General features: G+C 40.8%; 14 protein-coding genes, 2 tRNA genes and 3 rRNA genes. 17 read left to right on the forward strand and 2 right to left on the reverse strand.

What is annotated here, in order from left to right:
* The 13 genes from RAO94_05020 to RAO94_05080 all read left to right on the forward strand — a co-directional run.
* Window positions 1-1,153: hypothetical protein (locus RAO94_05020; GenBank protein MDP8321694.1), on the forward strand; the 1,153-nt coding region annotated here is incomplete at its 5' end.
* 385 nt (window positions 1,154-1,538) lie between these two features.
* Window positions 1,539-3,614, forward strand: coding sequence for a T9SS type A sorting domain-containing protein (locus RAO94_05025; GenBank protein MDP8321695.1), 2,076 nt, complete (start codon window positions 1,539-1,541; stop codon window positions 3,612-3,614).
* A gap of 119 nt (window positions 3,615-3,733) precedes the next feature.
* The gene (locus RAO94_05030) at window positions 3,734-4,207 is read left to right on the forward strand and encodes a flavodoxin domain-containing protein (GenBank protein MDP8321696.1); all 474 of its coding nucleotides are present in this window, start codon (window positions 3,734-3,736) and stop codon (window positions 4,205-4,207) included.
* A 109-nt stretch (window positions 4,208-4,316) separates the two neighbouring features.
* Window positions 4,317-5,624, forward strand: a complete 1,308-nt coding sequence (locus RAO94_05035) for an Ig-like domain-containing protein (GenBank protein ID MDP8321697.1) — start codon at window positions 4,317-4,319, stop codon at window positions 5,622-5,624.
* A gap of 407 nt (window positions 5,625-6,031) precedes the next feature.
* A 16S ribosomal RNA gene (locus tag RAO94_05040) occupies window positions 6,032-7,580 on the forward strand.
* An 87-nt stretch (window positions 7,581-7,667) separates the two neighbouring features.
* Window positions 7,668-7,745: transfer RNA gene (locus RAO94_05045), tRNA-Ile, on the forward strand.
* A gap of 7 nt (window positions 7,746-7,752) precedes the next feature.
* Window positions 7,753-7,828, forward strand: a tRNA-Ala gene (locus RAO94_05050).
* Window positions 7,829-7,886: 58 nt separating this feature from the next.
* A 23S ribosomal RNA gene (locus tag RAO94_05055) occupies window positions 7,887-10,933 on the forward strand.
* Between the two features lie 50 nt (window positions 10,934-10,983).
* Window positions 10,984-11,100: ribosomal RNA gene (rrf, locus tag RAO94_05060) — 5S ribosomal RNA — on the forward strand.
* Together the 16S, 23S and 5S rRNA genes with 2 tRNA genes alongside form the textbook arrangement of a ribosomal RNA operon.
* A gap of 147 nt (window positions 11,101-11,247) precedes the next feature.
* Complete coding sequence (gene lepB, locus RAO94_05065; GenBank protein ID MDP8321698.1) at window positions 11,248-12,033, forward strand: signal peptidase I; 786 nt, start codon at window positions 11,248-11,250, stop codon at window positions 12,031-12,033.
* A gap of 4 nt (window positions 12,034-12,037) precedes the next feature.
* The gene (hemW, locus tag RAO94_05070; GenBank protein ID MDP8321699.1) at window positions 12,038-13,156 is read left to right on the forward strand and encodes a radical SAM family heme chaperone HemW; all 1,119 of its coding nucleotides are present in this window, start codon (window positions 12,038-12,040) and stop codon (window positions 13,154-13,156) included.
* A gap of 9 nt (window positions 13,157-13,165) precedes the next feature.
* Entirely contained in the window at window positions 13,166-14,419 is a 1,254-nt protein-coding gene (locus RAO94_05075; GenBank protein MDP8321700.1) for an asparagine synthetase B, read from the forward strand.
* 85 nt (window positions 14,420-14,504) lie between these two features.
* Entirely contained in the window at window positions 14,505-16,301 is a 1,797-nt protein-coding gene (locus RAO94_05080) for a S1 RNA-binding domain-containing protein (protein ID MDP8321701.1), read from the forward strand.
* Between the two features lie 84 nt (window positions 16,302-16,385).
* Here RAO94_05080 and RAO94_05085 read toward each other — a convergent pair whose 3' ends face one another.
* Both RAO94_05085 and RAO94_05090 read right to left on the reverse strand, forming a co-directional pair.
* Complete coding sequence (locus tag RAO94_05085) at window positions 16,386-18,260, reverse strand: aldehyde ferredoxin oxidoreductase N-terminal domain-containing protein (protein ID MDP8321702.1); 1,875 nt, start codon at window positions 18,258-18,260, stop codon at window positions 16,386-16,388.
* Window positions 18,261-18,514: 254 nt separating this feature from the next.
* Window positions 18,515-19,708, reverse strand: a complete 1,194-nt coding sequence (locus tag RAO94_05090; GenBank protein ID MDP8321703.1) for an MFS transporter — start codon at window positions 19,706-19,708, stop codon at window positions 18,515-18,517.
* Window positions 19,709-19,853: 145 nt separating this feature from the next.
* Here RAO94_05090 and RAO94_05095 point away from each other — a divergent pair, with 145 nt between their 5' ends.
* The 4 genes from RAO94_05095 to RAO94_05110 form a co-directional block, all read left to right on the forward strand.
* Window positions 19,854-20,816: a VWA domain-containing protein gene (locus RAO94_05095; protein MDP8321704.1), complete on the forward strand. Its 963-nt coding sequence runs from the start codon at window positions 19,854-19,856 to the stop codon at window positions 20,814-20,816.
* 14 nt (window positions 20,817-20,830) lie between these two features.
* On the forward strand, window positions 20,831-23,299 hold the full coding sequence (locus RAO94_05100) for an agmatine deiminase family protein (protein MDP8321705.1): 2,469 nt from the start codon (window positions 20,831-20,833) through the stop codon (window positions 23,297-23,299).
* A gap of 218 nt (window positions 23,300-23,517) precedes the next feature.
* The gene (locus RAO94_05105; protein MDP8321706.1) at window positions 23,518-23,733 is read left to right on the forward strand and encodes a hypothetical protein; all 216 of its coding nucleotides are present in this window, start codon (window positions 23,518-23,520) and stop codon (window positions 23,731-23,733) included.
* Between the two features lie 13 nt (window positions 23,734-23,746).
* Window positions 23,747-24,565: agmatine deiminase family protein (locus RAO94_05110; GenBank protein MDP8321707.1), on the forward strand; the 819-nt coding region annotated here is incomplete at its 3' end.

Consider the following 24,565-nt stretch of genomic DNA (forward strand, 5'->3'; position numbering starts at 1 on the left):
AATATTAAGACGGATATTGGTGATCACGCAATTTAGCATATCAGTAATGATGATAATTTCAGTGTTAACTGTTCAAAGACAACTGGAATACATAGAGAATAAGGATCTTGGTTTTAATAAGGAAAATCTTCTGGTTGTACCGCTGGCAGGAATGCAAGAAGAGGAATATGAAGTTATCATCGATGAACTAAAGTCATTACCCGCAGTTCAAAGCATTGGCAGTATTGAATATCTTCCGGGTGAAAGAGTTCCTTTTTGTTCAGTGGAAATCCCGGAACTGGCACGTATGAATCCTGAAAGATACGGAGATAATAATGGAAAGACCTGGATCAGAACTCAGCAGGTTAATCTTGAAGGAACATTTGATGCACTGGGGCTTGAGATGTATAGCGGCAGATGGTTTGATGATGATCTGGCAACTGATGAAGATGATGCGTTCATCTTGAATGAAGCAGCAGTTGCGGATCTGGGACTTCAAGATCCAGTTGGTTTGGAAATGCTATATACCTGGAATATGGACCCTCCTAAAAAAGGGACGATAATTGGGGTCGTAAAAGATTTTCATTATGCAGATTTTAAAACTAAAATCGAACCCTTAATGATCCATATTTTTGATATTACAAATATGATCATAAGATTTCATCCTGAAGCAACAGATGAGGTGATCATTGACATCAAACGTATCTGGAAAGAAAGCGCACCCGAGCTTCCTTTTGAATATTACTTTCTGGATGAATCCTTTGACAAGCTGCATGAAACCGATAATAAGCTGGGTGTGATCACTACGTATTTTGCTTTTCTGGCATTGGTGATTGCCTGCCTGGGATTATTTGGATTAGCGCTTTATTTGATCGAGCAGAGATCAAAGGAAATTGCTATACGTAAAATATTGGGTAGCTCAGTACCCAATATACTGCTAATAATTTTTAAGGAATTCTTCTGGTTAAATATTATTGCAAACGTCATCGCCTGGTACCCGGCATACTATTTCATGTCTCGCTGGCTGAGTAATTTTGAATATCATGTGGAATTGAGTATATGGTCTTTTGTGATCACATTCATCTCTTCTTTTGTGATCATATTCATATCTGTGAGTTATAAAACAATTACTGCTGCAAATTCCAATCCGGTGAAATATTTGAGGAATGAGTAATTCGGGAGTAATTATTAATCCTGGGGATGTTTAGATAACTGGCATCCCCCTGTGTTTGATATATTCAGGGCATGTTTATAATAGATAATTGACCAGATAGGTAAGACTTGCAGCGCTGATGGTACTCCGGAAGTGCGGCGAGAACTACGACCAGTTATCAGTTGCTGTCTATGTATTTATCCTCAGCAGTTTTTTTATTCGCAGGAATGGGTGATAGTGGTCGTCATCTGCGCCGCACCTGTGAGTACACCGGCGCTGCACATATGACTTAGCAGCAGGAAAATTTTAATTTCGGAGGGATGCCAATTTTTACTAAAAATAGTTGACAAATTATCACAGAATTACATTTAAATTTAATATATTATATCAATGAATATGGAGAGTAATGATGAAAAAGCAGATTATGTGTATATTTTTTTTAGTTTTGATTATAGGTGCTTTTGCGACAACAATATACATACCGGAAGATTACGCAACTATTCAGGAGGGAATTAATGCCTCTGAAGATGGAGATGAGATCATAGTATCTCCGGGAACTTATATAGAGAATATCAATCTTGCAGGCAAAGCGATAATACTGGGATCGCTATTTTATACTACGCAGGATACAAGCTATATATCGCAAACGATCATTGATGGTAATCAAGATGGCTCAGTGGTCACTTTTGAAAGTGAAGAAGATTCTACTTCTGTATTAATTGGTTTTACGATTACTAATGGGCAAGGTGTTGGATCATATCCTTATACAGGTGGTGGAATAACTTGTATAAATTATTCATGTCCAAGTTTAGAGAATGTGACGATTATGGATAATTCGGCTGGATGGTACGGCGGTGGAATTTACTGCGAGTCTTCCAGTCCGAGTTTAGAGAATGTGACGATTACGGGTAATTCGGCTGGAGAACATGGCGGTGGGATTTGCTGCTGTTTTAATTCCAATCCGAGTTTAGTGAACTGTTTATTTTGGAATAATTCGGCTGGATATAATGGCGGTGGGATTTGCTGCCTTTCTTCCAGTCCGAGTTTAGAGAGTGTGACGATTACGGATAATTCGGCAGGAACTGCTGGCGGTGGGATTCACTGCGAGTCTTCCAATCCGATTTTAGATAATGTGACGATTACGGGTAATTCGGCTAGTTTTGGTGGTGGGATTTGCTGCTCTTCTTCCAATCCGAGTTTAGATAATGTGACGATTACGGGTAATTCGGCTGAAGATGATGGCGGTGGAGTTTACTGCTGGCGTTCCAGACCGATTTTAATGAATGTGACGATTACGGATAATTTAGCGACTTGCGACGAATCGAGGGGTGGTGGAATTTACTGCAATGATTCCAGTCCGATTTTAGAGGATGTGACGATAACAGATAATTTTGCTATTACTGGCGGTGGGATTCACTGCATTAGTAATTCCAGACCGAGTTTAGCGAATGTAATAATTTCGGGTAATTCGGCTTTTGATCATGGCGGTGGAATTTACTGCTGGTGTTCCAGTCCGAGTCTAATGAATGTGACAATTACGAATAATTCGGCTGAAAGGGGCGGTGGGATTTACTGCTGGGGTTCCAGTCCGAGTTTTGAGAATGTGACGATTTCGGATAATTCGGCTGTAGATTATGGCGGTGGGATTAATTGCTATTATTCCAGTAGTCCGAGTTTAATGAATGTGACGATTTCGGGTAATTCGGCTGATTATGGTGGTGGAATAACCTGTATAAATTATTCATATCCGATTTTAGAGAATGTGACGATTATGGGTAATTCGGCTGATTATGGCGGTGGGATTTACTGCGTAGATTCATCCAGTACGATTTTAATGAACTGTATTTTATGGAATAATTCACCTCAGGAAGTTGAATTTCATGATGATTATTTGCCAAATACAATAACAATAGCTTATTCTGATATTGATGGAGGAGAGGAGGGAATAGAAACCTACGATAATGGGACAGTTAACTGGTTAGATGGTAATATTGATGCTGATCCTTTATTTGTGGATGCTGAGCTGGGAGATTATCATCTTACAGAGAATTCACCCTGCATTGATACCGGTATTGCTTATTTTGAGTATGAAGGTTACGTCTTAGTTGATCTTAGTGAAGATGAATATTGGGGTATTGCTCCTGATATGGGTGCTTATGAATATGGAATGGTAGCAATAGAGGAAGAAGAAATTATAATTGAAAATGAAAAATTGAAAATTGAAAATTATCCTAATCCTTTCAATCCTGAGACACAGATAACATTTAATCTACCTGAAGCAGAGTATGTAAACCTGTCAGTGTATAATTTAAAAGGGCAATTAGTGAAGCTTCTCGCAGATGAAATCCTGCCGGCAGGAAAAAACAGTCTCATCTGGAATGGCAGAAATGCGACTGGCAGGAAAGTGAGTTCAGGAGTGTATCTGGTGCGGTTTAAGAGTAGTAATGAAATAGCAACTAAAAAGATCATGTTGATCAAATAAGTAGTTTTTCTTGTTGACATGGTTCACTGCGTTTACACTGTTTGCAGGATTATTCTATCATATCGGGTTTCTGCCCGAATAACATAAATTGAAATTAAAGATATAAAAAAGGAAAGTAGATGAAAAACTTGATAGTTTATTCAACCCGGAAAGGTACTTCTGAAAAGCTGGCAAAGATGCTGGCTGATAAATTGCCAGGGGAGACAGTACTTGCAAATGTTAAAGAAAGCCCGTCCGTAAAAGGCTATGATAATGTTATTTTGGGCGGAGCAGTGCTCGCTGGTGAAATTAAAAACGGAATGCGTAAATTTGCCGAATCCAATCTTGCGGGACTGAAAAATTGCCGGATAGCTCTATTCTGTTGTTGTCTGAGTGTTGATGCAGATAAGATCAAAGAATATTTTGTCAAAAGCTTCCCGCCAGAACTAATTGATCAGGCAGTGGCTATGGAATCTTTCGGAGGAATATATCGTCCAGAAAAAGAAAATTTTATAATGCGAACTTTATTTAAACTTATGAAAGCCACAGCTCAAGAGAACATCCTTGAGGAGAATATCGAAAAGATCGCCAGATGCTTCTTATCTGGGGGATAGGTACTCTGATAATCTACTTGACTATAATTTTTTAAATTTATTATTTTATACTAAGTTATTTAAATATCAAAAAAAAACTCATTATGATAACTGTATGAAGGAGGTTTTTATGAAGTATCTTTGTCTGATTATTCTTGTTCTGGGATTATTTACCGGATGCAGCGATGATCCAACAAACCCAGATACTACTTGTCCTTATGTGACAATCGTTTACCCGAATGACGGAGATGCCTTTTTTGAAGGATCTTTTATCTCTGTTACTGCAGAAGCAACTGATAATGCAGCAATTGACAGTGTGCAATTTTATCTTGATTCAGAATTGTTGTGTTCAATTAGTGATTCAAACTATCAATATAACTGGGACACTACTGATAATCTCGGAACTCATTCTCTGATAGCCAAAGCCTATGACACTTCCGGTAATACTGAGAATTCAGTAATTGTCAATGTTGCTGTCTATCCCAATCAGACTATAATTAGCAATTTTACAACCGTGTTTTATCATGAAGGCCCTAGCTTATATTGGGCAACGCAATGTGAATTAAATAATTCAGGATGGAACATTTACCGATTTGAATCTGATGAAATATCACAGGCTGTCATGATAAACCAAGAGTTAATAACAGGTTCTGGAACAACAACTCAAATATCAGAATATTCATTCATGGATATATTTGAATATGAATATGGCTTAACTTACTATTACTGGCTTGAATCTGTAGATATCTCCGGAATTACAGAGATTTTTGATCCGGTTGAATTTCATGTTCCCGACGAGCCCGATTCCACTATCGTTAACTCTTTCACAGCTGTTTTTACTGATGAAGGTCCAGTTTTACAATGGGTAACACAATGCGAATATAACAATGTCTTCTGGAATATTTACAGGTCAGAGACAGAAGATCAGGAAGAATCAGTCAAAGTTAACAATGCGTTCATTCCAGGGTCCGGAACAACGGCTCAATCTACAGCCTATGCTTTCACGGATGAATATGAAATTGAAAATGGTGCAACCTATTATTACTGGGTGGAGTCTATTTGCTTTAATGGAGCTTCGGAAACTTATGGCCCAGCAACTTTATTTACACCTGATCCTAATGATAATCAGACTATTCTTTATTCTGTTGTAACTCATGCTTTTGATAATTACAATGTACTAGAGTGGGTAACATTGTGTGAATATCAAAATTCTGGCTGGAATATTTATCGGAATATAAATGATAATATTTATAATGCAGTAAAAATAAATCAGGGATTGATTGAAGGGGCAGGAACATGCGATGAACTAACATCATATTCTTATACAGATAATTACGCATTTTTTTATCAAGGTATTACTCTTTATTACTGGCTGGAATCAGTAATGTATGATGGAACAAAAAATTTATTTGGTCCTTTTATTGCTGGTAATCCATAATCCTGCAACACCAATACTATAAGGAAGTTTTCTATCTCGAATTAAGAAATGAGTAAACTTATTCAGGTTTGAGTGAAATCAAGTTTACCCTGCTTTTAGATACAAAATATATAACCTCCCAGTTGTAAATTACAGGATATTTCAAAAAAAATAAGAGACTTAGAAAAACAGGATAAAAAAGTTCCATTTTCTCATTTGATTATTTCTAAGCTTTTTAGAGTGATATGATGTCATCATATAAGAGATATACGAAGTAAAATAAAATAAAAGTATTGACACGAAAACGGGGTTAATTGATGTTTGCCAAACCTTGCTGATGCGGGGTGGGCTTTTTAGCTCTGGTCTTTATAAGTGAAAGAAAAAAAATAGAAGTGTATGATGAGTGAGAGTTTAGGATACAGAAATTTATAATGGAGAGTTTGATCCTGGCTCAGGACGAACGCTGGCGGCGTGGATTAGGCATGCAAGTCGAACGAGAAAGTTTTCCTTCGGGAGAGCGAGTACAGTGGCGGACTGGTGAGTAACGCGTAGGTAATCTACCTTTAAGTGGGGGATAGCCCTCGGAAACGGGGATTAATACCGCATGTGTTCCTTCGGGAATAAAGGTGGCCTCTGATATAAGCTGTCGCTTAAAGATGAGCCTGCGTCCCATTAGTTAGTTGGTGTGGTAATGGCGCACCAAGACGATGATAGGTAGGCGTCCTTAACGGGTGGTCGCCCACACTGGGATTGAGATACTGCCCAGACTCCTACGGGAGGCAGCAGTCGAGAATAGTCTACAATGGACGAAAGTCTGATAGTGCAACGCCGCGTGGGTGATGAAGCATTTCGGTGTGTAAAACCCTTTTCTTTGTGAGCAATGCCATTACGTTTAATAGATGTAGTGGAGCGATATTAGCAGAGGAATAAGCCACGGCTAACTCCGTGCCAGCAGCCGCGGTAACACGGGGGTGGCGAGCGTTGTCCGGAATCACTAGGCGTAAAGGGCAAGTAGGCGGAATATCTAGTCATTTGTTAAAGGCATTGGCTCAACCAATGTACGGCATATGATACTGGTATTCTAGAATTTGGTATGGGAAGACGGAATTCCTGGTGTAGCGGTGGAATGCGCAGATATCAGGAAGAACACCGGAGGCGAAGGCGGTCTTCTGGGCCAAAATTGACGCTGAATTGCGAAGGTGTGGGTATCAAACAGGATTAGATACCCTGGTAGTCCACACAGTAAACGATGTGCACTAGATGTTGGGGAATAATTTCTTCAGTGTCGCAGCTAACGCGTTAAGTGCATCGCCTGGGGAGTACGATCGCAAGATTAAAACTCAAAGGAATTGACGGGGGCCCGCACAAGCGGTGGAGCATGTGGTTTAATTCGATGCAACGCGAAGAACCTTACCTGGGCTTGACATCCTTGGAATCCGGCAGAGATGCTGGAGTGCCCTTCGGGGAGCCGGGAGACAGGTGCTGCATGGTTGTCGTCAGCTCGTGTCGTGAGATGTTGGGTTAAGTCCCGCAACGAGCGCAACCCCTATCTTTAGTTGCCAGCGCGTAATGGCGGGGACTCTAGAGAGACTGCCAGTGTAATAAACTGGAGGAAGGTGGGGATGACGTCAAATCATCATGGTCCTTATGTCCAGGGCTACACACGTGCTACAATGGCCGGTACAGAGGGCAGCAATACCGCGAGGTGGAGCAAATCTCAGAAAGCCGGTCTCAGTTCGGATTGGAGTCTGCAACTCGACTCCATGAAGCTGGAATCGCTAGTAATCGCGTATCAGCATAACGCGGTGAATACGTTCCCGGGCCTTGTACACACCGCCCGTCAAGTCAGCCGAGTTGATTGCACCCGAAGGAGGTGAGCTAACCGTAAGGAAGCAGCTTTCGAAGGTGTGATTAGCAAGGGGGACTAAGTCGTAACAAGGTAGCCGTACCGGAAGGTGTGGCTGGATCACCTCCTTTTAAAGGAGAACGAAGTTTTTTTATAACTTCCAATTTAAGTTTTAAACTTTCTAACTCCACTCATCATACTACTATATAAAAATTTATGGGCTTGTAGCTCAGTTTGGTTAGAGCGCACGCCTGATAAGCGTGAGGTCGGCTGTTCAAGTCAGCCCAGGCCCACCATAAAATTGGGGGATTAGCTCAGCTGGGAGAGCGCCGCCCTTGCAAGGCGGAGGTCATCGGTTCGAACCCGTTATCCTCCACCATGTTCTTTAAATATATTATACATAGATGTGAGATAGAGTGATTATAAGAAATAATAAAAAGAAAGCTACTAAGGGCACACGGTGGATGCCTTGGCACCAATTGGCGATGAAGGACGTGGTTAACTGCGAAAAGCTTCGGAGAGCTGTAAGCGAGCTTAGACCCGGAGATGTCCGAATGGGGAAACCCGGCGTTGGTTATACAGCGTCATCCCGTAAGGGAGGCTAACCCGCTGAACTGAAACATCTAAGTAAGCGGAGGAAGAGAAAGTAATAACGATTCCGTCAGTAGCGGCGAGCGAACGCGGAAGAGCCTAAACCCGGGAACACCTGGGGGTCGTGGGACCAAGCTATCTGGTTTCATTTCATAATCGAACCGATCTGGAAAGTTCGACCGTAGAGGGTGAAAGTCCTGTAGATGAAATGGAGTGAAATTGGTATTGGAATCCCGAGTAGGGCGGAACACGAGAAATTCTGCTTGAATCTGCGAGGACCATCTCGTAAGGCTAAATACGATTGGTGACCGATAGTGAATTAGTACCGTGAGGGAAAGGTGAAAAGCACCCCGGGAGGGGAGTGAAATAGAACCTGAAACCGTGTGCTTACAATCAGTCGGAGCTGGGCACTGTCTTAATTTCACCTGGGTGAAATTAAGAGATGTAAAATGTAAAATGTAAAATGTAAAATTATAATAGAGCCGTCAGGTTCTTGCGTATTTATTTTTTCATTTTCAATTTTCAATTTTACATTGAATTTCACGTAGTGAAATTAAGTCAGTGTCTGGTGACGGCGTGCCTTTTGCATAATGAGCCGGTGAGTTAATTTAATCAGCAGGTTAAGCTCTACAGGAGTGTAGCCATAGCGAAAGCGAGTCTTAATAGGGCGTTAGTTGTTTGAATTAGACCCGAAGCCTGGTGATCTACCCATGTCCAGGTTGAAGGTTAGGTAACACTAACTGGAGGACCGCACCAACCGATGTTGAAAAATCGGTGGATGAGGTGTGGGTAGGGGTGAAAGGCCAATCAAACCAGGAGATATCTGGTTCTCTCCGAAAACTGTTTAGGCAGTGCCTTGCGTGATTAGTATTGGAGGTAGAGCACTGAATGGGCTAGGGGGCATACCAGCTTACTGAACCCAATCAAACTCCGAATGCCAATATTTACAGCGTGGGAGACAGCGTGCGTGGGATAAGCTTCGTACGCGAGAGGGGAACAACCCAGACCGTCAGCTAAGGTCCCTAAATATATTCTTAGTGAGAAAGGATGTGTTATTGCTAAGACAGCCAGGATGTTGGCTTAGAAGCAGCCATCATTTAAAGAGTGCGTAATAGCTCACTGGTCAAGTGATGATGCACCGAAGATGATCGGGACTTAAGGATATTACCGAAGCAGCGGATCGAAAGATGGTAGGAGAGCATTCTGAACAGCGTCGAAGGTGAGCCGTAAGGCCAGCTGGAGCGTTCAGAAGAGACTATGCCGGCATGAGTAGCGATAATGCAGGTTAGAAACCTGCACACCGAAAGCCTAAGGTTTCCTGAGTAAAGATAAACTTCTCAGGGTAAGTCTGCCCCTAAGACGAGTCAAGCGAGCTTGAGTAGTCGATGGGAATCCGGTTAAGATTCCGGAACCTGTAATTGTTAGTGATGTAGTGACGCGGGGGTGCGTCGGAGACGGGCATTGGATGTCCCGTTGAACCAGTGTAGGAAGAAAGACAGGCAAATCCATCTTTCATATATTCCGAGGCTGGGGACGAGAGACCTAGTCTTAAAAGTCCGCCTATATACTCCGCCAAGAAATAGCTGCTAAACGTTTGAGCAATTGCAGACAGTACCGCAAACCGACACAGGTAGGCGAGGAGAGTATCCTCAGGTGTTCGAGAGAATTCTGGTTAAGGAACTCGGCAAAATTACCCCGTAACTTCGGGAGAAGGGGTGCCCCATTATTGTGATATTCTATACGGATTGAGCGAGAAGGGGTCGCAGTGAAGAGGCGCAAGCGACTGTTTATCAAAAACACAGGTCTATGCGAAGTCGTAAGACTATGTATATAGACTGACACCTGCCCGGTGCCGGAAGGTTAAGTGGAGGAGTTAGCTTCGGCGAAGCCCTGAAATGAAGCCCCGGTAAACGGCGGCCGTAACTATAACGGTCCTAAGGTAGCGAAATTCCTTGTCGGGTAAGTTCCGACCTGCACGAATGGTGTAACGACTTGCGCGCTGTCTCAACCAGGAACTCGGTGAAATTGTAGTGGCGGTGAAGATGCCGCCTACCCGCGAACGGACGGAAAGACCCCGTGAACCTTTACTGCAGCTTGACATTGTAGTTTGGTACAGTATGTGTAGGATAGGTGGGAGACTTTGAAGTTGGCACGCCAGTGTCGGTGGAGTCACCCTTGAAATACCACCCTTATTGTATTGAGTTACTAACGCGACCTTTGTACGGTTGTGGACATTGTCTGGTGGGCAGTTTGACTGGGGCGGTCGCCTCCTAAAATGTAACGGAGGCTTACAAAGGTTCCCTCCGGCTGGTTGGTAATCAGCCATAGAGCATAAAGGTATAAGGGAGCTTAACTGCGAGACCGACGGGTCGAGCAGATGCGAAAGCAGGTCTTAGTGATCCGGCGATTCCGCATGGAAGGGTCGTTGCTCAAAGGATAAAAGGTACTCCGGGGATAACAGGCTGATACCGCCCAAGAGTTCATATCGACGGCGGTGTTTGGCACCTCGATGTCGGCTCAACTCATCCTGGGGCTGAAGAAGGTCCCAAGGGTTCGGCTGTTCGCCGATTAAAGAGTTACGCGAGCTGGGTTCAGAACGTCGTGAGACAGTTCGGTCCCTATCCTTCGTGGGCGTAGGAAATTTGAGAAGATTTGCATTTAGTACGAGAGGACCGGTGTGAACGAACCTCTGGTGTATCGGTTGTGGCGCCAGCTGCATTGCCGAGTAGCTAAGTTCGGCATGGATAACCGCTGAAAGCATCTAAGCGGGAAGCCACCTTCAAGATAGATTTCCCATGAGATTCGTTGAAGACTACGACGTTGATAGGCCACAGGTGTACGCACAGCAATGTGTTCAGCCGAGTGGTACTAATAAATCGATTGGCTTCTATATATAAATTCTTATAATTGCTCTATCTCGCAAACATATCATGAGAGCTTCCAGAAGGTGGTTCTTGCGGTGAGGTTACACCTGTTCCCATCCCGAACACAGTAGTTAAGTTCACCTGCGCCGATGGTACTGGTCTGGCGACGGATTGGGAGAGTAGGTCGCCGCCTTCTTGAAGCTCTCTTGTTTTTTTATGTAACTATTAACTGCAATAAAGTTTAATATGTTCAAAGAGAAGTAAGAGTATTTGATGATCATATAAATCTTGACAGAATGGGTGATACTTTTGAGTTGAATATATAAGACAGGATAAAATTGTTATGAGAAATAAGAAAAAAAAAGTATTAAGAAAAAAGAGTCAATTACAAGGCTACGTGGAAGCAATCTTATTTGCTTTTGTGGTAGCTTTTCCTATTAAAGCATATATATTTCAGAATTTCATGATACCTTCCCCCTCAATGGAGAGCACATTACTGGTTGGTGATTATCTGGTTGGAAACAGGTTAAAATATTTTTTTACTGAACCTGAAAGAGAAGACATCGTAATGTTTTACAATCAGGAAGATCCCAAATATCCACAACCCCCAGAAGATTATATTCGTTTAGTGGGACCAATATATTGGGATAAAAATAAAAATTTCTTTAAATGGCATCAAAAGAAGTATTTTGTAAAAAGAGTAATTGGTTTGCCTGGAGATAAGGTTGAGATAAAGGATAGAAGAGTATATGTGAATGATGAGTTATTTCACCATGACTATGAGCAATATGTAGACCCTCATGGATTCAATAATGTTCCAATTACCTGGAATAATCAGAATGAAGTAAATGATATCAATTATGGTACTTATGATGGTAAAATAAAAGGTGAAAGAGATAATTTCGGACCTGTAGTCGTGCCTGATAACAGTTATTTTGTAATGGGAGACAATCGTGATCTGAGTTCAGACAGCAGATTTTGGGGTTTTCTCGATAGAAGAGCAATAACAGGTTCACCATTTATTATCTTTTTTTCTTCAGGAAAAGAACCTATCAAAAACATAAAATACTATTACCAGGAAAGACCCAAAGAAATACGCTGGGAAAGATTCTTGAAGATAATCAAGTAGGCGAGTGGTCAGAGATAAAGAACAAATCAGACATATATATATTCACGTCCCGTTTTGCGTAAGAAAGTGCGGATATTGCAGCTTTTACAGCAAGGAACCCCAAGTTGATGAATTGGAAGGATTCATAGAAACATTATTATCTGAAATTGAATATTATAAATCAATATTTGAACTGAAATGTGAGACAATTTACCTGGGTGGGGGAACACCTTCACTTCTTGATCAGAGACAATTAGATTCTATTATCAATCAAATTCCCAGAAGCAGCAATTGCGAGATTACACTCGAAGCTAATCCGGGTGATATTACCAAAACCCTGATCACAAGCTGGAAAAATACTGGTGTGAACAGGGTCAGTATTGGTTTGCAGAGCATGAAGAATAAAGAACTGGAATTTCTGGGTAGAAGACACAGTGTAGAAGATAATTTCAAGGCAATCGAGAAATTAAAAGATGGTGGTATTGATAATATATCATTCGATTTGATCTATGGATTACCAGGGCAGAATTTACCTGATGTGGAATATTCTATCAAAGAATATTTAAAGCTGTCTCCTGGGCATATTTCTACATACTGTTTATCTTTATCAGATGATTGCCTACTTGCTGATCAAAGGAAAAATCTACCTTCTGATGAAACATTGAGCGATATGTATTTCTTGATCAGATCAATGCTTTTATCAAGTGACTGGCAGCAGTATGAATTAAGCAGTTTTTGCAAAGAGGACAGAGAATCAAAGCATAATCTGGCATACTGGAGACAAAAGAAGTATCTGGGATGTGGTCCTTCTGCTGCGGGTTATGTTTCAGGATTCAGGTATCAAAATCCAGCCAGTTATAATCAATGGCATAAAGAGATAAATGCTTCTAAATATTTAAATGACCAGGAAAACATTGATGAGATACTGAGAGAGAAAGAATATATCATTCTGGGGTTAAGAACAATTAAAGGGTTGAAGATATCAGATTTCTTTAATGAGTTTCGAACTGACTTTCCAGTTAAATATCGGGAAATACTTGTCAAATACCGGAAGCTGAAATTAGTGGAAGAGGACGATGGATATATCCGTTTGATGCCTAATGGATATTTTATCAGTAATGAGATACTGAGTGATTTTGTTTAAGAGGTAAAAATGAAATACAAAACAATTATTATTATGTTGTTGATAATGACAGGGATCAGTAGTTATGGATCAATCCTGATACCGATGGATAATAGCCAAAGTAATCATCTTAAGGCATACGGAATTGCTTTTGCTGCACTTAAGGAAGATATTGCCGTGAAATGGCTCTTAAATTATCGGGGAGGATCATGGTTATTACCCGATTCATACAATATTCAAAGTCTTTGCAATATTCGGGGAGTAACTTATGAATCAGTGAATGCAGCAGAAGAAGTTCAGATAATGGCAGAGATCCAGGCCTCAAATATGGATGCTGTGATGTTGGAAAAAGAGCCCAAAATAGCAGTATATGTTCCCCCCAGTGAAGAGCCCTGGGATGATGCAGTAACCCTTGCCCTCACTTATGCACAGATAGATTATGAAACGCTGTGGGATGAAGACGTGCTTACAGGTAAGCTTGGTGAATATGACTGGCTACATCTTCATCATGAGGATTTTACGGGACAATACGGCAAATTCTATGCTAGTTATCGGAATGCTCCCTGGTATAAGGAAGACGTTCAAAGCAATGAAGAAATGGCTGCCAAGCTGGGTTATAGCAAAGTATGGCAAATGAAGCATGCTGTAACAGACAAGATTAAGGATTTCGTTCAGAAAGGTGGTTTTCTTTTCGCCATGTGCGCTGCGTGTGACAGTTATGATGTTGCTCAGGCAGTGGGCAATGTGGATATTGTCGATCAGGTTTTTGATGGGGATGGCATTGATCCTGCCTATCAATCCAAATTAAATTATGATCGCTGTCTGGTATTTGAAAATTTTCAGATCATCACAAATCCTTATCAGTATGAATTCAGTTCTATTGATGCAAGTGATTATGCCAAGTTGCGGGGAGCAGAGCAGGACTATTTTCAGCTTTTTGATTTCTCAGCAAAATATGATCCGGTTCCCACGATGCTCACACAGTGTCACACCAATGCTGTAAATGGATTTCTGGGGCAAACTACTTCCTTTCATAAACGCTTTGTGAAGAAAAGTGTGATCATCCTGGGTGAAGTCCCGGGAGCTGATGAAGTGAAGTATCTGCATGGTAACTATGGAAAAGGGACTTTCACTTTCTATGGAGGACATGACCCGGAGGATTACCAACATAGGATAGGAGATCCGGAAACTGTACTCGATATGCATAAGAATTCACCAGGTTACCGGTTGATTCTAAATAATATACTTTTTCCGGCAGCAGAAAAGAAAAAGCTTAAAACATAAAAAATGCTGGACACCATAAATGGTGAAATGTTTTTGTCTTAGACTCGAAAATAATAAGTAAATATAGAACTGGGAGTGTGTTTAGATGGAAAAAGACAACGAAATCCGAGAGGAAGAAATGCCAAAGGCAGAAGACGTTACTATCGAAGAAAAGCCCGTTGTACCAGAAACGGTAGAAACGGTTGAAACAGTAGAAACAGAAGAGAAAGTAGAGAAAGAAGAAACTGAAGAGAAAGTAGAGATTGAGGAAGTTATCGAATCTGAGGAACCAGTTGAACTCAAAGAAGCAATTGAACCAGAAGAGGCAATTGAACCTATAAAGGTAATTGAACCGGAAGAGCCAATTGAAATCAATGAAGTTATCGAACCCGAAGAACCAGTTGAACTCAAAGAAGTAATTGAATCGGAAGAGCTAATTGAACCCTTAACTGAGAAAGCAGTACAAGCTTTGGAAGATGAAGTAATCGATACTGAGACAAAGAAAGAAGAAGATGACTACGATGAACTTCTGGAAAAATCTCTGGCAGGGATTACTGATCATCAGATAGGTGATAAAGTGACTGGAGAGATTATCAATATCACAGATTCATATATCTTTGTAACTTTAGGCGGAAAGCGTGATGCTTATGCTGATAAGAGTGAATTCACTGATAAAAAAGGTGAACTCAAATACAAAGTTGGTGATAATTTAACAGGTTATATCTCTAAATATTCAGATACTGAAACCTGCGTTTCCCGCAGTCTGATTGGTGTAAACCTGCATATTCTCAGGGAAGCTTATGAACAGAAAATTCCAGTGGCTGGAAAAGTTATCAGTATGATCAAAGGTGGTTTACTGGTTGACGTTTCTGGAATAAGAGCATTTTGCCCTCTGAGTCAGATCAGCAACAAAATGGTTCCTGACTATAAGGTATACTTAAGTAATGATTATGATTTTAGAGTAATTGATTTCACGGAAAATGGCAAAAACATTGTCCTCTCTCGTAGAGCGATTCTGGAAGAAAGCGAAAAACAGCAGAAAGAAATGACTCTTTCGAAAATCCAGATTGGAGACATCATCAAGGGCAAAGTTGTGAGACTTACTAATTTTGGTGCTTTTATTGATATTGGTGGTCTGGAAGGACTTTTGCATATATCAGAATTTGCTCACAGACGCGTGGAATCACCTTCTGATATGGTTACCATTGGTGAAGAAGTTGAAGCAAAAATTATTCGCTTAAAGGGTGATAAAGTTTCGCTTAGTTTCAAGGCAATGACTCCTGATCCCACTGATTTAGTTCTTGCTGAATTGGAAGAAGGGTCAGTTATTAAGTGTCGTGTACTACGCAATCTTCCCTTTGGCTCATTTGTAGAAATCCAACCTGGTGTTGAAGGCTTGGTACCCATTTCTGAAATGGATAGAAATCGTCGTGTTGTTAATGCTAATGACATTCTTACTCCTGGAGACATCGTGGAAGTTCAGGTGCTCAAGGTACGTGCTGCCGAAAGAAAGGTATCACTTTCTTTAAAGGCATTGCAGCCAGATCCCTGGGAAACTATTGATGATGTTATTAGAGTAAATGATGTGATTGAAGGTGTGATTGAGAATGTGGCTAATTTTGGCACTTTTATCAAAATATCTGATGGTGTTACTGGTCTCTTGCCAAATAGTAAAATGAAGATTGCTAATCTTAACTATACTAAAGAAAATATTGGCGAGACAGTGAAAATTAGAGTTTCAAGAGTAGATATTGAAAGCAAAAGAATATCCCTGGAACCAACTGATATGCCTGAGACAGAAAGAAAGGATTCTCGTGATGGTGGCGGCGGCGGTGACTGGCGCAGCTACAAGCAAGATAAAAAAGATGAAGTAGATGAAGATAATCCGTTTAATATCTTATAATTAAACAGATAACATAGATTTTCTAAAGGTCATCAGCAATGATGACCTTTTTTTTTTAGTTTTTGCAGAAATTAGTTGATAATATTAAAATTCTCTGAGAGATTCCTGGATTCCTTTATGAATTTCATACCAGAAATCGAGACCTGCTTCAGATTTATTTTCTTCAAATCTACTAAGCCATAGTTTTAACTGGGGATCATCGGATTTATCGACTTCTATTTTGCGTTTTAAAAAGCACATAACAAAGTCCAGGTTACGTTCAGACTCCCAGTAAACGCTGGCATTTCTACTATTGATGCGAGAGGCAGTCATATTGATATTATGGATGAATTCTTCTTTCAAATTGTATATTTTATCCATGATCTCGGGGAGCATATCTTCTGCCCAGCCTCTATGGAAACGGCATACACCTAAATTATCCATGACCAGTTCTGCCTGAAACCGCTCAGCAGACAAACGTCCCAGATCACGTGGTCGGAAGAATTCATTTCCATAATACATATAATATTTACCCATAATAGCCATAGGGGATAAAGCACCCGGTGTCCAATACTGGTTAGGAACCATCCAGCCTTTACGGGCAAAAGCGATGTAGAGGAATTTATCAAGGATTTCTTTTCCTTTCTGGCGGGAAATCTTCCTGCCGAACTTTCGAGCTCCTTCAGCGAAATTTAAGATCCCGCGATTCTGGTTGATGGAATCCAGCAGTTCAATCCCGATTTCGGAATTAAGGGAAGAATCATTTATCAAATCAAAATTATCAAGATCAAATTTGGGTTTTCTACTAACTCCAACTTCCTCTGGTGATAACAAATCTTCATCAAGGCATTCCATCAGCCAGGAAAGAACTCCTCCGGCAGAAATTGCATCAAAACCGAGCATATCGGCATGATGAACCAGTTTCTCTGCAGAACGCTGATCAAAAATACCGCAAAGAGGTCCCAGGGTTTGATATGGCTCGTAGTCTTTTTTATATTCGCCATTCATTTTTTTGCAGAGAGCAGAGCAAGGCTCGCCACAAGTCTTTTGCTGTTTGGTAATAATGGTTTCTTCATTGAATTGTTTCAGGTAATGATCCAGAATGAAATTTTTGTGCAAATCCAATCTTTCCTGTTCATTAAAATAGATGCTTTTATAATTGAAAGCGATCAATCTGCCAGATATATTGGCATAATTAACACCCAGCGTACCCCCGGTTTGGAATTTTGGATCGAATCGATACTTGGTTGTTGCTTCAAAATCCTTTACAGCCAGGATTTGATCATATTTATCTTTGAACCATTTATCAGCAACAGAGCGATCTCTAAAATCTTCTTCCAGATGAGTTCCACCATATATAATGGCAGCAATGCCATGTTCCTGATACAGCTTTGATCCTAAACCACCCCGACCAACCCAGGTATCGACATTAGTAATTTTATTATCTCGAATGGCAGCTGAACAGATAGCGCCCATATCAGTTGATCGTGCTGCAGGTCCAGTGGCTAAAATGCGAGGTTTAGAGCCAAATTTATCACCAAATTCTTGAAAAGTGAAATCCATCATTGAATATACACCCTGCCTTCCTGAAGCCCAGATATCATCAGGTTTGATCGGTAATAATTCCACCTGTATTTCTTCACCATGGTTACGATTTAAGTATAATATAGAGGGCGTGGCGGATTTTCCGATTATGGATAATAGATTTATTCCTAAATTATTGAATTCTAATCCAGCTCCACCCATGGAAGAAATATAAAATCCTCCCCAACAGGGTGAGAAACCTGAGAAAATGAGTCGATTTGAACCTGGCAGGATAGAACCGGCGAATAATCCTACGCCGATATTTAAGCCATTATTTTTTCCTGAAAGATGCAAGCCAAGATCGACTGGCCCGAAAAAATCTCCCAATTTATAACGATCTATACGGTAAAAAGAAGTATTTACATTAACCTGCAATACCCGTATGGTTGAATTCATGCTATCTCCTTTTTTGATATAAATATAACCTTCATAATATATTCTAAGATACAAGGCTCAGATAGAGTGTCAATACAAAAAAGAGAGTATGGACTTTATGGACAAAGGTAATGTTCACTTTCCACCAGCTAAGACCTTGCGAATGGTTGAAAACCTTCGTAATGGTTGATCAGTTATCAGCAGAAGTTTTTACTTGCAGGTATGGGTTGAAAGCGGACGTTATCTGCGCCCCCTCGTCGACGGTGCACATGCATTTAGGAGCTACAGCTTCTTTTTTTTGCCCGTTTATGAATACGCCAGAAGATGAAAAGCAGCACAAACCCGCTCCAGGTGAACCAGGTCATACGGAAATAGGTGGGGATTGCTCCGATTCTATCCAGCCAGTATCCACTGAGAGGCGAAAATATGGCAAAACCCAGACTGGCTGCCATACTCACCATTGAGCTGACGGTTGCCCGATTGTGATCTTCCACCTGATGATTGATATAAAAGCTCATAGTGGGATTATAAAGTCCCCGCACAAATTGCTGCAAGGCAAATACTGGGATGAGATAGATTGCCGGATGCAGGGCTGGCAGTAAAAATGACAAACCCATAATAAAGAGTAGTGCCAGCAGCAGGCGTCGCGGTCTTATTTCCTTGAATTTATTCACCAGATAATGAGAGGAAAAAGCTGCTGCCAGATTGAAGAAGAGAAATGCAACTCCATACCAGGCAACATCGAGCTTCACAGCCTGAAAATAGGGCTGATAAAGCCAGAAACTGCTCCTGCTGGCTATCCCCATGATAATGGCAAATCCAAGTGCCCACAGGATCCGCTTTTTGGTAAATACTTCCTTACTGCTTTGCAGGATATGGCTCAGATAACTGCCAGAGGATTTTTGTCTGCCCTGATCATGGAACAGGGAGGAGATTATCATCGCCACAACCAGAAAGCCCAGACTTATTATGAATGGGATCAATGGATTGATCTTATATAAAAGACTGCTGATAACTGCTCCCACACCTTGACCAATGAAAACTACTGACATCGTCTTACCCATAATAGTCTGAAATTCCTTTTTACGGTCAAGTTTCACCAGGCTCTCATATAATAGTGAGGTATCAGAGCCGCTGGTGAATGTAATGCCCAATCCAAAAGTTATTTCTGCAAATGCAAAGATCAAAAAGCTGTGTCCTAAGATATATAGCAGCAACCCCATGAAGCACAGCAGGCTTCCCAAGAATAGTGCCAGATGCCTGGTGATCTTATCAGAAACCATACCAGTAGGGACTTCAAATAGTATCACTGAGATTGCTGAGATAGATTGCAAGACCATGATATTGGTATAGTTCAACCCTTTCCAAAGCAGAAAAAGCATCAGTACAGGACCGATGATCAGCATGTTATTAAAAAATCTATAGTAAAGGAATACCTTCACGTTTCTTTCGTAGTATTTGATATCCATATATCAATCCACCTGATAGAAGATTTTCCTGTCAAGAAATACTAAGGCGGCGCTGCAGGCATTGACCTGACTGATAAGGCTTGACTAAGAAGTGGGGTGGGTAGAAAATTGCCTGGATTTGAATAATATCAGGTTGGAGGTGAAATTGAAAACGGAAAGAATTTTTAGATATTTACTTCTTTTACTGGTAGCAGTATTGCTATCGAGTTGTTCCAGTTCAGGGGCAAAAGACCTGGAATTTTATTTATATGGTGAATACAGTAATATTACAGGTACCAACCCAGATTTTAATGTAATAGCGGATCTCACTGATACTGAGGTGCATTTTGACGGACAACCGGAATTTGTGGTAGATGTACCCAATATAACTATGACAATGAACAATTTATCAATCTATGAAGGTGATGAAAACTACTATGTAGACGATGTGGAAGTTGAAGAAAAAGTAGATGATGAATGGGTCTGGTATCCAGAATTTGAAGTAGAATTTGGAAATTTAACCCAGCTTGGTGTGGTTTTAGTACTTGATGTAAGCAATAGCCTTGGGGATGATTTTGATGATGTACTGGCATATGCTGTGGAATTTGTAGAAGTAGTAGTTGAGAATTCTCCTGAGGCACAGATAGGTGTTGTGAGCTTTTCAGACGAACTCCAATTTATCGAACCAGGTGCCGATATTTCTGATATAGAATATTTTATTTCAAACCAGCAGATGGGTGTCTATACAAAATTATATGATGCCATTGGAATGGGGATCGACCTTTTAAATGATCTGGATGTGGATGGAAAAGCTCTGGTTACCTTTACTGACGGCAGAGATAATTATTCGACCATAACCCCAGTACAATTGGTTGAAGTATTAAATACTTCTGTTATTCGCAGCTATACAATGGGACTGGAAGGTAATGGTGGAGTCAATGAGACTGTTCTGGAAGAACTGGCAGTGAATGGCCAATATCGATTAACCTCTTCCAAGAGCGATCTGCGGAAAATCTTTCAATTCTTTGCAGAATCGGTATCAAATGTATATCAAATCTCATATAGACGCAGCAGCCAGGTGATAGCTAATCCGCGACAAATAAGATTTAAGTTAATAGATGAACAATAGGACAAGGAGAATAGATGAAGAAATTATTATTAATAATATCTTTAATGATTGCAATTTCGTTATTTGCGGTTGAGAAAATTGATGTTCTGGAAAATGATCCGTTTCCCTTAACGCATTGGCTTTCGGCAGCAGAAGCTGCTCGCTGGGATGAGATTGGCAGAGATTTTTATGAAACAGACCCCCCAGTGGGACCCGTGCATAATGTGGCAGAATTTGAAACTATGGAAGGGGTTTTGATCCGCTATCCATTTGGAATTCCCATGGGTTTGATAATAGCATTGAGCGAACAAACTAAGCTGCTTACAATTGTAAGCAGCACGTCTCAGCAGAACACTGTATTGAGTCAGTATAATTCTCAAGGAGTCAATACTGCGAATTGCGAATTTCTGATAGCACCCACAGATAGTTACTGGACAAGAGATTATGGACCCTGGTATGTAATTGATGGCAATGATGAGTTTGGTATTGTCAATTTCCCCTATAATCGTCCTCGTCCAAATGACAATGATATTCCCATAGAAGTTGCTGATTATCTGGATATCAATTTATTTGGTATGGATGTGATCCAAACTGGTGGTAATTATATGACTGATGGTTTTAGTATATCTGCCTCCACAAATATCGCCTACGACGAAAACAGCATCAGCAATGATGAAGTCGATCAGCGGATGCTTGATTATCTGGGAATACAAACCTATTACGTGATAGATGATCCTAATAATACTTATATTGACCATATTGATTGCTGGGGTAAATTCCTGGATGTCGATAAAGTGTTGATCAGAGAAGTGCCTGCATCTCATGCTCAATATGATGAAATAGAGGCAGTGGCAGATTTCTTTGCAGGAGAAGTATCTTCTTATGGCAATAACTACCAGGTATATCGGGTGAATACACCTAATAACCAGCCTTATACCAATTCACTGATCTTGAATGATCATGTTTATGTACCTACAGTTGGCAGTCAGTATGATGATGATGCAATCGCTTCCTATGAAGCAGCTATGCCGGGATATACGATTGTAAATGTGCCTGATGGTGGAGCGGGCTGGGAATCTACTGATGCCTTGCATTGCCGAGCCAAGGGAATAGCTGATCGGCAGATGCTTTATATCCATCATCTGCCCTTACTGGATGATCAACCTGCTGATGTGGACCTCAATATCAGTGCTGAACTTACTGCCTATAGCGGAGCAGGAATTCTGGAAGGTGAAGTGATCATGCATTACAAGATTGCTGATGGTGAATGGATTGATGTGGTGATGGAATCTACCGATCCGATCACTTGGGAAGCAGATATCCCCGGTCAACCAGAAGGTTCAGTAGTACACTATTATATCAGTGCCATGGATGGTGATGGTAATACGGCTATGCATCCACTGATCGGTGAACCTGATCCTCATGAATATTATGCCGGTGGTACGCAGGCTCCTCAACTGGTATTTAGCCCTGCTGAATTTGAACTTGTGATGACCAGTGATACTACAGAGGTGAGAACCCTGGAACTTACAAATGGTGGTGGGGGAGAGCTCAATTACTCCATCGAATTTATGGAAACTACTCGCGATATAACCGGCAGCTATGTGTCATGCGGAAATGATTTCTTTAGCCCTGGAGAAACCATTGAGCTGGAATTTACTGCCTATAATGGCAGTGAAGACAGCGAATGGGTAAAAGAAGTCTATATAGATTTTCCGGAAGGATTTAATGTGCTCAGTGCCACAGATTTCGTGGGTGGCTCTGGTGGTGATCTGCTGTTTAGAGGACCTACAGGAAATGGAGCATTATGCTACTGGATGGGTCAAACTGTAAGCGGTTGGGGTCTTTTGCAGGAAGGTGAATATGCCACTTGTACGGTAGAAATTGAAGTTGCTCCTGATTTCACCGGAAATGCTGTATTGAACTGGACTATCTTAGGTGATGAATATGGTGAAGAACCACATGAGATCAGCGGAGATATTGAGCTGGAAATATATGGCGGTCCAGTAAACTGGATTTCTGCCGATCAGTTAAGTGGACAGCTTTGGGCTCAGGAAACTGATGAGATCACTCTCACCTTTGATACTACAGGTTTAGCAGATGGAGATTATCCCTGCAATATAGTTGTGAGCTGGAATGAAGCAGAAACAATTATCCCAGTGATGTTGACCGTATTATCAATGCCTGCTGATGAAAATGAGATTGCACCTTTAATCACCTCTGCTGTAATATACCCTAATCCTTTCAATGATAATGGACAACGTGATCTGATCACCTTGGAATTCAGTATAGCTGAACCTGTAAATGATTTTGAGATCGCAGTTTATAACCTGAAAGGACAAAAAGTAGCTGATCTGTATCAGGGTGAAATGACACAAGGAGAACATCAGATATACTGGAATGGAAAAACCATTAACGGACAATCAGCAGCAGCAGGATTATATTTCTATAAACTAAGCAGCAAAGAATTCAGCATCTACAAAAAAGCGATAATATTGAAATAAACCAAAAATAGAGATAAATATGGGGGCAGAATTAATTCTGCCCCTTTTTTATTATAAATCTTTTTTGTGGAGGCAGCGGACTTAACGGACGCAGCAAGCATTGTCCACTTCGTCCGCTAAGTCCGCTTCGTCCCCTTCCCCCAAAAACCATTCTTGACTAAGAAGTGGGGTAGGTAGATTGTTGATTATCGAGAAATATATTCAGGTTAGAGGTGAAATTGAAAACGGAAAGAATATTTGGATATTTAATTGTTTTGGATGAGCTGGCAGTAAATGGGCAATACAGAATGACCTCTTCCAAAAGCGATCTGCGTAAGATATTTCAGTTCTTTGCTGAATCAGTATCCAATGTATATCAAATATCATATAGACGCAGCAGCCAGTTGATAGCTAATCCGCGACAAATCAGATTTAAATTTATAGATATACAATAGATAAGGAGAATAGATGAAGAAGTTAATTTTAATAATCATCTTGATAGGAGCATTTTCATTATATGCTGTGGAAAGAATCGATGTTTTGGAAAACGATCCATTTCCATTAACGCATTGGCTTTCGGCAGCAGAAGCTGCTCGCTGGGATGAGATAGGCAGAGATTTTTATGAGACAGATCCCCCAGTGGGACCAGTGCATAATGTGGCAGAATTTGAAAAGATGGAAGGTGTTTTGATCTGCTATCCATTTGGAATCCCCATGAGTTTGATAGTAGCGATGAGTGAACAAACTAAGGTAGTTACAATTGTAAGCAGTACATCTCAGCAGGATACTGTATTAAGTCAGTATAATTCTCAAGGGGTCAATACTGCGAATTGCGAATTCCTGATAGCTCCCACAGATACTTACTGGACCAGAGATTATGGACCCTGGTATGTAATAGATGGCGAAGGTGAATTTGGCATAACTAATTTCCCATTTAATCGCCCCCGACCTAACGATAATGATATTCCCATTGAACTTGCTGATTATCAGGATATCAATTTATTTGGTATGGATGTGATCCACACTGGTGGTAATTATATGACTGATGGTCTGGGAATTTCTGCCTCTACAAATCTGGTTTATGATGAAAATTCCATACCTAATACAGAAATTGACCAGAGTATGCTGGATTATCTGGGAATTCAAACCTATTATGTAGTTGATGACCCTAATAATACTTATATTGACCATATAAATTGCTGGGGTAAATTCCTGGATGTCGATAAAGTGTTGATCAGAGAAGTCCCGCCCACTCATGCTCAATATGACGAGATTGAGGCAGTGGCG

The sequence above is a fragment of the Candidatus Stygibacter australis genome, from assembly GCA_030765845.1.
In the GTDB taxonomy this organism is placed as follows: domain Bacteria; phylum Cloacimonadota; class Cloacimonadia; order Cloacimonadales; family TCS61; genus Stygibacter; species Stygibacter australis.

Excerpts from the sequence above, each read along its gene's own strand:
- RAO94_05100 (MDP8321705.1), top strand. The coding sequence starts at position 20,831 with ATGAAGAAATTATTATTAATAATATCTTTAATGATTGCAATTTCGTTA.
- RAO94_05075 (MDP8321700.1), top strand. The coding sequence starts at position 13,166 with ATGAAATACAAAACAATTATTATTATGTTGTTGATAATGACAGGGATC.
- RAO94_05030 (MDP8321696.1), top strand. The coding sequence starts at position 3,734 with ATGAAAAACTTGATAGTTTATTCAACCCGGAAAGGTACTTCTGAAAAG.
- RAO94_05080 (MDP8321701.1), top strand. The coding sequence starts at position 14,505 with ATGGAAAAAGACAACGAAATCCGAGAGGAAGAAATGCCAAAGGCAGAA.
- lepB (MDP8321698.1), top strand. The coding sequence starts at position 11,248 with ATGAGAAATAAGAAAAAAAAAGTATTAAGAAAAAAGAGTCAATTACAA.
- RAO94_05035 (MDP8321697.1), top strand. The coding sequence starts at position 4,317 with ATGAAGTATCTTTGTCTGATTATTCTTGTTCTGGGATTATTTACCGGA.
- RAO94_05025 (MDP8321695.1), top strand. The coding sequence starts at position 1,539 with ATGATGAAAAAGCAGATTATGTGTATATTTTTTTTAGTTTTGATTATA.
- RAO94_05085 (MDP8321702.1), bottom strand. The coding sequence starts at position 18,260 with ATGAATTCAACCATACGGGTATTGCAGGTTAATGTAAATACTTCTTTT.
- RAO94_05090 (MDP8321703.1), bottom strand. The coding sequence starts at position 19,708 with ATGGATATCAAATACTACGAAAGAAACGTGAAGGTATTCCTTTACTAT.